At 62.0% G+C, this 12,482-nt stretch carries 13 protein-coding genes; 7 read left to right on the top strand and 6 right to left on the bottom strand.

The annotated features are described in order from the left end of the window. Positions 1–26: 26 nt before the first annotated feature. The 4 genes from nadB to radC all read right to left on the bottom strand — a co-directional run bounded on the left by nadB (position 27) and on the right by radC (position 3,323). Positions 27–1,625 carry an L-aspartate oxidase gene (gene nadB, locus C8K18_RS18580; RefSeq protein ID WP_029968033.1) on the bottom strand — a complete coding sequence of 533 codons (1,599 nt, stop codon included), beginning with the start codon at positions 1,623–1,625 and terminating at the stop codon, positions 27–29. A 238-nt stretch (positions 1,626–1,863) separates the two neighbouring features. After that, positions 1,864–2,031, bottom strand: a complete 168-nt coding sequence (gene rpmG, locus C8K18_RS18585) for a 50S ribosomal protein L33 (protein ID WP_006050116.1) — start codon at positions 2,029–2,031, stop codon at positions 1,864–1,866. A gap of 10 nt (positions 2,032–2,041) precedes the next feature. Continuing rightward, positions 2,042–2,275 carry a 50S ribosomal protein L28 gene (rpmB, locus tag C8K18_RS18590; RefSeq protein ID WP_006050117.1) on the bottom strand — a complete coding sequence of 78 codons (234 nt, stop codon included), beginning with the start codon at positions 2,273–2,275 and terminating at the stop codon, positions 2,042–2,044. 283 nt (positions 2,276–2,558) lie between these two features. Next, positions 2,559–3,323 carry a DNA repair protein RadC gene (radC, locus tag C8K18_RS18595; RefSeq protein WP_006050118.1) on the bottom strand — a complete coding sequence of 255 codons (765 nt, stop codon included), beginning with the start codon at positions 3,321–3,323 and terminating at the stop codon, positions 2,559–2,561. A gap of 177 nt (positions 3,324–3,500) precedes the next feature. On the opposite strand from radC, the gene C8K18_RS18600 reads away from it, so the two are divergent. From C8K18_RS18600 to C8K18_RS18630, 7 genes are all read left to right on the top strand, one after another. Beyond that, entirely contained in the window at positions 3,501–3,956 is a 456-nt protein-coding gene (locus C8K18_RS18600; RefSeq protein WP_006050119.1) for a peptidylprolyl isomerase, read from the top strand. Between the two features lie 2 nt (positions 3,957–3,958). Beyond that, positions 3,959–4,918 (top strand): 4-hydroxy-3-methylbut-2-enyl diphosphate reductase, encoded by a 960-nt coding sequence (gene ispH / locus C8K18_RS18605; protein WP_006050120.1) that lies wholly within the window; start codon positions 3,959–3,961, stop codon positions 4,916–4,918. 543 nt (positions 4,919–5,461) lie between these two features. Further along, positions 5,462–6,661, top strand: coding sequence for a branched-chain amino acid ABC transporter substrate-binding protein (locus C8K18_RS18610; protein ID WP_029968029.1), 1,200 nt, complete (start codon positions 5,462–5,464; stop codon positions 6,659–6,661). A gap of 229 nt (positions 6,662–6,890) precedes the next feature. Beyond that, complete coding sequence (locus C8K18_RS18615) at positions 6,891–7,841, top strand: branched-chain amino acid ABC transporter permease (protein WP_006050122.1); 951 nt, start codon at positions 6,891–6,893, stop codon at positions 7,839–7,841. A 22-nt stretch (positions 7,842–7,863) separates the two neighbouring features. After that, positions 7,864–9,033, top strand: a complete 1,170-nt coding sequence (locus C8K18_RS18620; protein WP_006050123.1) for an ABC transporter ATP-binding protein — start codon at positions 7,864–7,866, stop codon at positions 9,031–9,033. Positions 9,034–9,056: 23 nt separating this feature from the next. Then, positions 9,057–9,833 (top strand): ABC transporter ATP-binding protein, encoded by a 777-nt coding sequence (locus tag C8K18_RS18625; protein ID WP_006050124.1) that lies wholly within the window; start codon positions 9,057–9,059, stop codon positions 9,831–9,833. Between the two features lie 17 nt (positions 9,834–9,850). Then, on the top strand, positions 9,851–10,555 hold the full coding sequence (locus tag C8K18_RS18630) for an ABC transporter ATP-binding protein (protein WP_029968028.1): 705 nt from the start codon (positions 9,851–9,853) through the stop codon (positions 10,553–10,555). 129 nt (positions 10,556–10,684) lie between these two features. Here the strand turns inward: C8K18_RS18630 and C8K18_RS18635 are convergent, their stop codons facing one another. Both C8K18_RS18635 and C8K18_RS18640 read right to left on the bottom strand, forming a co-directional pair. Then, positions 10,685–11,152 (bottom strand): GNAT family acetyltransferase, encoded by a 468-nt coding sequence (locus tag C8K18_RS18635; protein WP_107708777.1) that lies wholly within the window; start codon positions 11,150–11,152, stop codon positions 10,685–10,687. Positions 11,153–11,171: 19 nt separating this feature from the next. Continuing rightward, the gene (locus C8K18_RS18640) at positions 11,172–12,356 is read right to left on the bottom strand and encodes an acetylornithine transaminase (protein WP_006050127.1); all 1,185 of its coding nucleotides are present in this window, start codon (positions 12,354–12,356) and stop codon (positions 11,172–11,174) included. Positions 12,357–12,482: the final 126 nt, after the last annotated feature.

Below are 12,482 nucleotides of genomic sequence, written 5' to 3' on the forward strand. Positions count from 1 at the left end.
AGCCGGCGATGGCGTTTCCGTTTGCATCACACGTTGCGGTTGCGCACGTATTCCGGCGAGAGCACGGTCGGCAGCGCTTTGGGCAAAGTCGCCGGCCAGTCGCGGCTGAAATGCAGGCCGCGGCTTTCGCGCCGCGAGCGCGCGCCGTCGACGATTAGCGAAGCCACGTCCACCAGATTGCGCAACTCCAGCAGGTCGCGGCTCACCTTGAAATTCGCGTAATACTCGTGAATCTCGTCGCGCAACAGGGCGAGCCGGTGGCGCGCTCGCGCAAGCCGTTTGTCCGTGCGCACAATGCCCACGTAGTTCCACATGAGCCGGCGAAGCTCGTCCCAATTGTGGGCGACCACCACTTCTTCGTCCGGATCGGACACGCGGCTCTCGTCCCAGTCCGGCAACGGCGCATGAACCGCGCCGCTAAAGCCTTCTTCTTCAATGGCGCGCGCAGCCGAGCGGCCGATCACCAGACACTCGAGCAGCGAATTGCTGGCCAGACGGTTTGCGCCGTGCAGCCCCGTGCAAGAGGTCTCGCCGACTGCATAGAGGCCCGCGAGATCGGTGCGGCCCGCCAGATCGGTGACGACGCCGCCGCACGTATAGTGCGCCGCGGGCACGACCGGAATGGGTTCCTTCGTGATGTCGATGCCGAATTCCAGGCAGCGCGCGAGAATCGTCGGAAAATGCTCGCGCAGGAAATCGGCCGGCTGATGGCTGATGTCCAGATACACACAATCGATGCCGCGCTTCTTGATCTCGAAGTCGATCGCGCGCGCGACGATGTCGCGCGGCGCGAGTTCGGCGCGCTCGTCGTGGTTCGGCATGAAACGCGTGCCGTCCGGCAGCTTCAGCACGCCGCCTTCGCCGCGCACGGCTTCCGAGATCAGAAACGACTTGGCGTACGGATGGAACAGGCAGGTCGGATGGAACTGGATGAACTCCATGTTCGAGACACGGCAGCCCGCGCGCCATGCCATCGCGATGCCGTCGCCCGTCGCCGTGTCCGGATTCGTGGTGTACAGGTAGACCTTGCCGGCGCCGCCGGTGGCGAGCACCGTGTGCGGCGCTTCGATGGTGACGGTGCGGCCGGTTTGCACATCGAGCGCATAGAGGCCATGACAACGGCGTCCCGGCAATCCCAGCCGGTCGGAGGTGATCAGGTCGATCGCGCAGTGATCTTCGAGCAGCGTGATGTTCGGATGCCGCCGCACACGCTCGCTGAGCGTGGTGACAACCGCGTGGCCCGTGGCGTCGGCCGCATGAATAATCCGCCGGTGGCTATGGCCGCCCTCGCGCGTGAGGTGGAAGCCGAGCTCCGCCGCGTCGTCTTTCGTGAACGGCACGCCCTGGTCGATCAGCCATTCAATCGCGGCACGCCCGTGTTCGACGATGAACCGCGTCGCCGCTTCGTCGCACAGGCCGCCGCCGGCAATCAGCGTGTCGCGCACGTGATTGTCGATGCTGTCCGCGGAATCCAGCACGGCGGCGATGCCGCCTTGCGCCCAATCACTCGCGCCTTCAGTCATCGACCGCTTGGCGATCACCGCGACCCGCCGCGTTTCTGCGAGGTTGAGCGCGACGCTCAGCCCCGCGAGACCGCTACCGACAATCGCCACATCGAATTCCATTGCTTGCATCTCCGTCTTTTCGTTTTGCTGTGCAAACGCGTCAATCACGCGCTGCTAAAACGAGAAAGGATACGCGCCGCGACGGTCGAGGGAAAGCTAGCCGGACGTCATAAGACTTCACGACTGGGCACATCAAGGTCAAACGACGGTTTTGACGACCCAGAAACAAAAAAGCCCCGCACGAATGCGAGGCTTTTTGCACATGTCTTTGCCTTCGTCAAAAGGCAGGAGCCAAGACTTACTTGATCTTGGTTTCCTTGTAGTCAACGTGCTTACGGACGACCGGATCAAACTTCTTGATCAGCATCTTTTCCGGCATGTTGCGTTTGTTCTTCGTAGTCGTGTAGAAGTGACCCGTGCCTGCGGTCGATTCCAGCTTGATCTTGTCGCGTGCGCCTTTCGCCATGATTTACTCCTTAGGCTTCACCGCGTGCGCGCAGATCTGCGAGCACAGCGTCGATACCGTTCTTGTCGATCAGGCGCAGGCCGGCGTTCGAAATACGCAGACGCACCCAACGGTTTTCGCTTTCCACCCAAATACGGCGGCTTTGCAGGTTCGGCAGGAACCGGCGCTTGGTTTTGTTGTTCGCGTGGGAAACGTTGTTGCCGCTCATCGGCGCTTTCCCAGTTACTTGGCATACGCGTGCCATGAGAGCACTCCTAATACGCTAATTCTGAGTTCGAACGCCGTGAAAGTTTCCCGAAAAGAGTCGCGCTGAAATCAGGCACGTATCCTTTCCGGAACGCCTTGGTGGCTTCGGAACAGGGGGTTGGAAATAGGCAAACCGGAATTCTAGCAGGAAAAAAGCCGCAAAATCAAACCTTATTTGCGGTGGCGAAACACGGCGCGGCGCCCTTTCGCGTCCCGTTCACGCTTTTTTCATGTCGCCTAAAGAGCGCTGAAAGACCCGTCAAGCTACCGATCGGGCCGCGTCACGGCCACCCGGCGCGGGCGAACGAGTATACGCTGTCCGCGCCAATCACGAGATGATCGACCAGCTGTACGTCGATCAGCGCCAGCGCTTCGCGCAGTGTGCGCGTGAGACTACAGTCGCTCGCGCTTGGCTGCACTGCGCCCGACGGATGATTGTGCGCGACGATCAGACTGGCCGCATTGAGCGCCAGCGCCCGCCGCACGATCTCGCGCGGATACACCGCCATGCGCGTGAGCGTGCCGCGCGCGCTTTCCTCGCTGCGAATCAGCCGATGCCGCGCGTCCAGGAACAGCGACACGAACACTTCCTGCGGACGGCCGCCGATCAGAAGCCGCAGGTAATCTTCCACGGCCTCCGGCGAATTCATCAGCGAACGCCGGCGCATCTTGTCGACCAGCGAACGGCGCGCCATTTCCATGATCGCGAGCAATTGCGCTTTTTTCGCGGGCCCGATGCCGCGCAGGCCGTCGAAATCCGCGTAAGTCGCATCGAGCATGGCCCGCAGCGAGCCGAAGCGGTCGAGCAGTTCGCGCGCCACGCTGAACACGTCGTGGCCGGGCAGGCCCGAGCCGAGCACGAGCACGATCATCTCCGTGTCCGACAGCACGGCGGGGCCCTGATCGATGAGCCGTTCGCGCGGCATATCGTGTTTGGGCCATTTGCGCCCGCGGCGCGGATTGGGCGCATCGGCAGGGCGGGCGACGGGCGGCGAACGAGCGAAATCCAACATTGGATCGCCGATTGTGGACGCATAATCAGACATATAGAGACAATTCCTCCGCTTAGGGTTGAAGCTTCGTGCGTGCGATGGACGCAAGCCGAGGCCAGCCATGTGGCTTACAATAGACGCTTTGCGCACGGCACGCCGACGGTGTGCCGCACGCGTCAGCTGCGCCCGCGGCGCACGCGTGAGAGCGCGCTTCGACTGAGCGAGCACTGCATGAGCATCATCGACATTTCCGAAGTGAAGCCCGGTTCGCACGTGACGCTTCACTACCGGCTTTCCCTTGCCGATGGCGCCGAAGTCATCAATACCTTCAACGACAAGCCCGCCACGCTGCTGCTCGGCGCCGGTCAGCTCGCGCCGCCGCTGGAAGACATTTTGCTGGGTTTGAAGGTCGGGCACCATTCGACCTTTCGGCTAGATCCTGGCGTCGCCTTCGGTCCGCGCAATCCCGAGTTGATCCAGCGCGTGTCGCTGGCCACGCTGCGCGAAAACAGCATGATCGGTGAGGATTTTTCTCCGGGCGACCTGGTCGAATTCAACGCGCCGGGTGGCGGCCGCTACGCCGGCGTTCTGAAAGAAGTGAGCGAAACGTCGGCCCTGTTCGATTTCAACCACCCGCTTGCCGGCCAGGCGCTGGCGTTCGAAGTGAAAATCATCGGGATTTTGTAAACATGACCATCGCGGATACGACCCTTGCCGAAACCGAGATCCTGCTGGCGCAGCCGCGCGGGTTCTGTGCCGGCGTCGATCGGGCTATCGAGATCGTCGAACGCGCGATTAAGCTGCACGGCTCGCCGATTTACGTGCGTCACGAAATCGTCCATAACGCCTACGTCGTCGAAGATCTGCGCAAGAAGGGCGCGATTTTCATTGAGCGGCTCGAAGAAGTGCCGCCCGGCAACACGGTCATCTTCAGCGCGCACGGCGTGTCGAAAGCGGTGCGCAGCGAGGCCGAATCGCGCGGGCTGCGCGTGTACGACGCGACCTGTCCGCTCGTGACCAAGGTGCACATCGAGGTCGCGAAGATGCGCCAGGACGGCTTCGACATCGTGATGATCGGCCACAAGGGCCATCCGGAAGTGGAAGGCACGATGGGCCAGGCGGGCGAGGGCATGCATCTCGTCGAAGACATCGAGGACGTGCAGGCGCTGCAACTGGCCGACCCGGAGCGGATCGCGTTCGTCACGCAAACCACGCTGTCGGTCGACGACGCCGCCGAAATCATCGGCGCGCTGAAGGCGAAATACCCGTCCATCCGCGAGCCGAAGAAGCAGGACATCTGCTACGCGACGCAGAACCGCCAGGACGCCGTCAAGTTCATGGCGCCGCAGTGCGACGTGGTGATCGTGGTCGGCAGCCCGAACAGTTCGAACTCGAACCGGCTGCGCGAACTGGCTGAGAAGCTCGGCGTGCCGGCCTATATGGTCGATTCCCCGGATCAGATCGATCCGACATGGGTCGAGGGCAAGCGCCGCATCGGCGTGACTGCCGGCGCTTCGGCGCCGGAAGTGCTGGCGCAGGCGGTCATCGCCCGATTGCGGGAGTTGGGTGTGCGCAATGTTCGCGCGCTCGACGGCATCGAGGAAAACATCGCGTTTCCGCTGCCGCGTGGCTTGGGTCTGCCGGCCTGACGGTTCGCAGCCACCATAGACCATAAGAAAGCGCGCCTTCGGGCGCGTTTTTTTCATCCTGACGCCGCGAAGGCCATTCAAGAAACGGTGCCACATCACTGCGAAATGCGGTTTCCCACACCGACGCAGGCAATCTTTTTTGAAATTCGATCTGGCGTTAAATCGGTTTTTCGATGATGCGTCCCCGATTGTTTGCGACCTATCCGCGCTGTTGCAATTTTGGCGCACTAAAATGGTGCTCGCCAAAGGCGGCTCAACAAAACCCACCATTTGACGTAAACCACGCTGTAGCAGGCCGCAGCGCCGTTCGGCCGCAACACTTGATGCCATGCGTTCCCAAGCCGGTGCAACTGATGCACGAAAAACAGTCGCAACCGGGTTGCGCCTTTTGCGCGAAAGCGGTCTCAAAATACGGTTGCAATGCAGGAAAACCCTGCCGGTTCAACAATATTGCCCGTCGCAAAATTGGAGTTACAATGCGCGCGTTCTCAAGGCCTTAGCGCCTTCAGACGATGGAATTTGCAAGGGCGGGAGACCTACTTAATGCGAGTCAAGTTTGCTTACGCCGTGTCCATCGCGGCCGCGGTTGCGATGTTGACCGCGTGCGGCAAAAAACAGGATGGCGAGGCGGGAGCAGGTGCGTCGGCGGCAGCGGCATCCGCGGCGCCGGCAAGCGAAGCAATCGTCGTGAAAATCGGCCATGCGGCTCCGTTGACGGGCGGCATTGCACATCTTGGTAAAGACAACGAAAACGGCGCGCGTCTCGCGGTCGAGGAAATCAACGCGCAGGGCCTGACGATCGACGGCCACAAGATCGACTTGCAACTCGACGCGCAGGACGACGCCGCCGACCCCAAAACGGGAACGGCCGTCGCGCAAAAGCTGGTGGACGATCACGTGGTGGCCGTCGTCGGGCATCTGAATTCGGGCGTGTCGATTCCGGCTTCCAAGGTCTATAGCGACGCGAGCATCGTGCAGATCTCGCCGTCGTCGACGAACCCGGCTTACACGCAGCAGGGTTTCAAGACGACCTACCGCGTCGTCGCCACCGACGCGCAGCAGGGTCCCGCACTCGCCAATTACGCGACGAAGGCGCTGGGCGCGAAACGCATCGCCGTCGTGGACGATGCGACCGCCTACGGCAAGGGACTCGCGGACGAATTCGCGAAGACCGCCGAGGCGAACGGAGCGAAAGTCGTCACGCGCGAAGCGACGAACGACCGGGCCACGGACTTCCGGGCCATCCTCACGAAGATCAAGAGTGTTCATCCGGACGCCATCATGTTCGGCGGCATGGACGCAACGGGCGGGCCGTTTGCCAAACAGGCGGCGGCGCTCGGTATCAGGGCAAAAATCCTTGGCGGCGACGGCGTGTGTACCGACAAGGTAGGTGAGCTGGCGGGAACCGCCGTGCAAAACCTGGTCTGTTCGGAAGCGGGACTCGCGCTTTCGAAAATGGACAGGGGAGCGGACTTCGAGAAGAAGTACGTCGACCGCTTCCACACGCCGGTGCAGATTTACGCACCGTTCACGTACGACGCTGTGTACGTGATTGTCGATGCAATGAAGCGCGCTAATTCGATCGAGGCGCCCAAGGTGCTGGCTGCGATGCCGTCCACCGATTACCACGGGGTAATCGGCCGCATCGCGTTCGACGACAAGGGTGATTTGAAAGAGGGCGCCATTACGCTTTACGACTTCAAGGACGGCAAGAAAGCGGTTCTCGACGTCGTGAAGATGTAATGACGGGACGTTCAGCCTGACGGCACCGAACCACCCGACGGTGCCGTTTTTGCATCCGCTGAAGGCTAGCCTGCGACTGTGACCCAGTCGTGAAGGTGAATCGGCGGCGGATAAACCCTTACCGGTCTTTTACATCAGTACCCGCAGTGCCGTTGAGATTGCGTGACGCATCACCGCCCACCGGCTGATGAAGAGCGCGAATCCAGCCGCACGGGCTAAGGAGCATTAAATGGATATCTTCATCCAGCAGGTCCTCAACGGGCTGGTGCTTGGCAGCGTTTACGCCATCATCGCACTGGGCTATACGATGGTTTACGGCATTCTGGGCATCATCAACTTCGCTCACGGCGACGTGTTGATGGTCGGCGCGATGGTTGCGCTGTCAGCCATAGGCGTGCTGCAGAACCACTTCCCCGGCTTGGGCAATGTGCCGACGCTCTGCATCGCGCTGGCGATCGCCGCCGTGGTCTGCGCGGTCGTCGGCTACACAATCGAGCGCGTGGCATACCGGCCGCTGCGCAAGGCGCCGCGTCTTGCTCCGCTGATCACCGCGATCGGCGTGTCGATCCTGCTGCAGACGCTCGCCATGATGATCTGGTCGCGCAATCCGCTGCCGTTCCCGCAGCTTCTGCCCACCGATCCGCTGAACGTGATCAAGGCCACCGATACGACGCCCGGCGCCGTGATCTCGATGACTGAAATCGTGATCATCGTCGTCGCGTTCCTCGTGATGGCGGGCCTGCTGCTCCTCGTGCACAAGACCAAGCTCGGCCGCGCAATGCGCGCAATTGCCGAGAACCCCGGCGTCGCCTCGCTGATGGGCGTGAACCCGAACTTCGTGATCTCGGCCACTTTCATGATCGGCTCGGCGCTCGCCGCGCTCGCCGGTGTGATGATCGCCTCCGAATATGGCAACGCGCACTTCTACATGGGCTTCATCCCAGGCCTGAAGGCGTTCACCGCGGCCGTGCTCGGCGGTATCGGCAATCTCGGCGGCGCGATGGTCGGCGGCGTGATTCTGGGGCTCATCGAACAGTTGGGCGCGGGTTATATCGGCAACCTGACAGGTGGTGTGTTCGGCAGTAACTATCAGGACGTGTTTGCGTTCATCGTGCTGATCATCGTGCTGGTGTTCCGTCCGTCGGGTCTGCTCGGCGAACGCGTTGCGGATCGCGCTTGATCCAGGCCAAGGAGTAAATCAAATGACCTCAATTCAACCGATCGAGCCGTCGACGACGCTCATTCCCGAGAAGAACCTGGCGAAGACGCTGACCGTCGGCATCATCACGGCGGTGCTCGTGATCGCCGCGCCGATGATCATCGGCACCGCGGGCGGCAACTACTGGGTCCGCGTGCTCGACTTCGCGATGCTGTACGTGATGCTCGCGCTCGGCCTCAATGTGGTGGTCGGCTTCGCCGGCCTGCTCGACCTGGGCTACATCGCGTTCTACGCGGTCGGCGCGTACACGGCGGCGCTGCTGTCGTCGCCGCACCTGTCGTCGCAATTCGAATGGATCGCGCATCTCGCGCCGAACGGGCTGCACGTGCCGTTCCTCATCATCGTGCCGTGCGCGATGGGCGTGGCCGCGCTGTTCGGCGTCTTGCTCGGCGCACCGACGCTGCGTCTGCGCGGCGACTATCTCGCCATCGTGACGTTGGGCTTCGGGGAAATCGTGCGGATTTTCCTGAACAACCTCGACCGTCCGGTGAACATCACCAACGGCCCAAAGGGCATTACGGCAATCGCGCCGGTGCACCTGGGCGACTTCAGCCTGTCGCAGTCGCACTCGCTATTCGGCTTCCAGTTTCCGTCGGTGTACTCGTACTACTACCTGTTCGTGCTCGCCGCGCTGCTCGTGATCTGGGTGTGTACGCGTTTGCAGCACTCGCGTATCGGCCGCGCATGGGCCGCGATCCGCGAAGACGAAATCGCCGCGAAGGCGATGGGCATCAACACGCGCAACGTGAAGCTGCTCGCGTTCGCGATGGGCGCGTCGTTCGGCGGTCTGTCGGGTGCGATGTTCGGCGCGTTCCAGGGCTTCGTGTCGCCGGAATCGTTCACGCTGCCCGAGTCGATCGTGGTGCTCGCGTGCGTGGTGCTCGGCGGCATGGGTCACATTCCCGGCGTGATTCTCGGCGCGGTGCTGCTCGCGGTGCTGCCCGAATTCCTGCGCTCGACGATGGGTCCGCTGCAGCACATGATCTTCGGCCATGAAATCGTCGATACGGAAGTGATCCGTCAGCTCGTCTACGCGTTGGCGATGGTGCTGATCATGCTGTACCGCTCGGAAGGCCTGTGGCCGTCGCCGAAGCACGAAGACAAGATTGCCAAACTGTCGAAGCGTGCCGGCAAGAAGCCGGTGCGCGCGTAACGGACGCGGATAGGAGAAATCACATGAGCGATAAAAAAATCCGTCTGTCCGTGCAGGGCGTGAACAAGCGCTTTGGCGGTTTGCAGGCGCTGTCGGACGTCGGTCTTCAGATCGAGGAAGGCACTATTTACGGTCTGATCGGCCCGAACGGCGCCGGCAAGACCACGTTCTTCAACGTGATCACGGGCCTTTACACGCCTGACTCGGGTGACTTCAAGCTCGACGGCCAGAACTACACGCCGACGGCCGTCTATCAGGTTGCGAAGGCCGGCATCGCGCGCACGTTCCAGAACATTCGTCTGTTCGGCGGCATGACCGCGCTGGAAAACGTGATGGTCGGCCGCCACGTGCGCACGAAGCACGGCCTGATCGGCGCGGTGTTCCAGACGCCGGCCGAGCGCAAGGAAGAGCGCGAGATCAAGGAGCGCGCGATCGAACTGCTGGAGTACGTCGGCATCGCGCAGTACGCGGACTACACGTCGCGCAATCTGTCGTACGGTCACCAGCGCCGGCTTGAAATCGCGCGCGCGCTCGCGACCGATCCGAAGCTGCTCGCACTCGACGAACCCGCTGCCGGCATGAACGCAACGGAAAAAGTTGAACTGACCAGGCTGCTCGACAAGATTCGCGCGGACGGCAAGACGATTCTGCTGATCGAGCACGACGTGAAACTCGTGATGGGTCTGTGCAACCAGATGACGGTGCTCGACTACGGCAAGGTGATTGCGCAAGGTCTGCCGCAAGACGTGCAGAAGGATCCGAAGGTGATCGAAGCTTATCTGGGTGCAGGAGTCCACTGATGTCCACGACGCAAACCATGTTGAAAATCAAGGGCCTTCAGGTCAACTACGGCGGCATCCAGGCAGTCAAGGGCATCGATCTCGAAGTCGCGCAGGGCGAGCTGGTCACGCTGATCGGCGCAAACGGCGCGGGCAAGACCACGACGATGAAGGCGATCACGGGTCTGAAGCCGTATGCCGCGGGCGACATCGAGTATATGGGCCAGTCGATCAAGGGCGTGCCGCCGCACGAGCTTTTGAAGCGCGGCCTCGCGATGGTGCCGGAAGGCCGCGGCATCTTCGCGCGCATGTCGATTGTCGAGAACATGCAGATGGGCGCTTATCTGCGCACAGACACCGACGGCATCAAGGCCGACGTCGATCGCATGTTCGGCTTTTTCCCGCGTCTGAAGGAGCGCGCCACGCAATACGCGGGCACGCTGTCGGGCGGCGAACAGCAGATGCTGGCGATGGCGCGCGCGATCATCTCGCGTCCCAAGCTGCTGCTGCTCGACGAGCCGTCGATGGGTCTGTCGCCGATCATGGTCGAGAAGATCTTCGAAGTGGTGCGCGCGATTTCGGGTGAAGGCATGACCGTGCTGCTGGTCGAGCAGAACGCACGTCTCGCGTTGCAGGCGGCGAACCGCGGCTATGTGATGGACTCGGGTCTCGTCACGATGTCGGGGGATGCGAAGCAGATGCTGGACGATCCGAAGGTGCGGGCGGCGTATCTGGGTGAATGAGCTGGGTGAATGAGTTGGGCGAATAAGCCTCGCAAACTAAAGCCTCAATAACAAAGGCCGCATGCGTAACCAACGCATGCGGCCTTTGTCTTTGCGCGGCGCGGCGCAGCACACCGCACCACGAAGCACTCAACCCCGCGAAGAATCCGCCAGCTCGCCAAGACGTTTGCCGAAACTCACGACTTCATCCGCGCGATAACCGAGCGCTTCGTAAAACGCGCGCACGTCGTTCTTCGCGGACAGCACTTGCAGGTTCAGCTTCGGGCAGCCCAGCGCGGTCAGCGCCGCTTCGACGTGCGCGACCAGACGCGAGCCGATGCCATGCCGCCGCAACGACTCGTCGACGGCGAGCGAGTACAGCCAGCCGCGATGACCGTCGTAGCCGCCCATCACCGTGCCGACCACGCGTTCACCCAGCACGGCCACGAAGAACAATTCGGGCTGCGTCGCGAGCTTGTTTGCAATCGACAGATGCGGGTTGCGTTGCGGCTTCGTCGCGTCCCGATACTCGGGAAACGCCTGTTGCCACAACGCGATCACGGCGTCGGTGTCGCGTGCGTCGAAACGGCGGATCGAAAGCGCGGCGGTCGTACTCATCATGCGTGGCCCGCTTCGATTACAGCGTGTCGAGGATCGAACGCAGCATCGCCATCATCTGGTCGATCTCTTCGTTCGTGACGTTCAGCGCCGGCATGAAGCGCAGCAGGTTCGGACGCGCCGCGTTCAGCAGCAGGCCGTCGGGCTGCATGTCGCGCGCCTTTTCGACGATCTGGTTGCCGATGTCCTTGCCGAGCAGCAGCGCGCGCAGCAGACCTTCGCCGCGCTCGCCCTTGAAGCCGCGTTCTTCCGACAACTCCAGCAGCTTCGCGCGCAGATAGTCGCCGCGCGCGCGCACGCCTTCGAGGAAACCCGGCGCGGTCAGTTGCGAGATCACCGAATAGCCGACGGCCGTCATCAACGGATTGCCGTTGTAGGTGCCGCCCTGATCGCCCGCTTCGAAGATCGCAACTTCGGCTTTCGAAAGCAGCGCAGCCAACGGCACGCCGCCGCCGATGCCCTTGCCGAGCGTCATGATGTCCGGCTCGATGCCCGACAGCTCATACGCGAACAGCGTGCCGGCGCGACCGCAGCCGCTTTGCACTTCGTCGACGATCAGCAGCAGGTTGTGCTTGCGGGTCAGCTCGCGCAGTTGCTGCATGAACTCGCGCGTGGCGGGAATCACGCCGCCTTCGCCCTGAATGGGTTCGAGCATCACCGCGACCGTCTTCGCGTTGATCAGTTTTTCCACCGACGCAATGTCGTTCAGATCCGCTTTCGGGAAGCCCGGCACTTGCGGCGCGTAGATCGTGTCCCAGCCCGGCTTGCCGCTCGCCGACATGGTGGCGAGCGTGCGGCCGTGGAAGCTGTGATCGAACGTGATGATTTCGAACGCGCCGTCCTTGTTCTTCTTGCCCCACTTGCGCGCGAGCTTGATCGCGCCTTCGTTCGCTTCCGCGCCGCTGTTCGCGAAGAACACCTTGTCGAAGCAGCTATGTTGCGTGAGCAGGCCGGCGAGCTTCGCCATCGGCTCGTTATAGAAAGCCGGCGACGGATTGATGAGCAGTTGCGCCTGCTTGTTCAACGCTTCGATCATGCCTTCATTGCAGTGCCCGAGCGAGTTCACGGCCCAGCCCTGAATGAAGTCGAGATAGCGCTTGCCGTTGTTGTCGTAGATCCACGAGCCCTTGCCGTGCGTGAAAACGATGTCGGGCCGGTTCGTGATGTACATCAGCGACTCGATCGGATACTCATTGAAGTTCATGACGGCAGGCTCCAGGCAGCGGGTAACAAGTGGGTGAGGGAAAAACAAAAAAGCCACGGCATGCCGTGGCTTTCATGATTCGAACAGCTTGCGCTCTGTTGTAGCGCGAATCCGTGACGAAGCCGG

Origin of the sequence: Paraburkholderia sp. GV068 (genome assembly GCF_003058125.1) — a bacterium.
In the GTDB taxonomy this organism is placed as follows: domain Bacteria; phylum Pseudomonadota; class Gammaproteobacteria; order Burkholderiales; family Burkholderiaceae; genus Paraburkholderia; species Paraburkholderia graminis.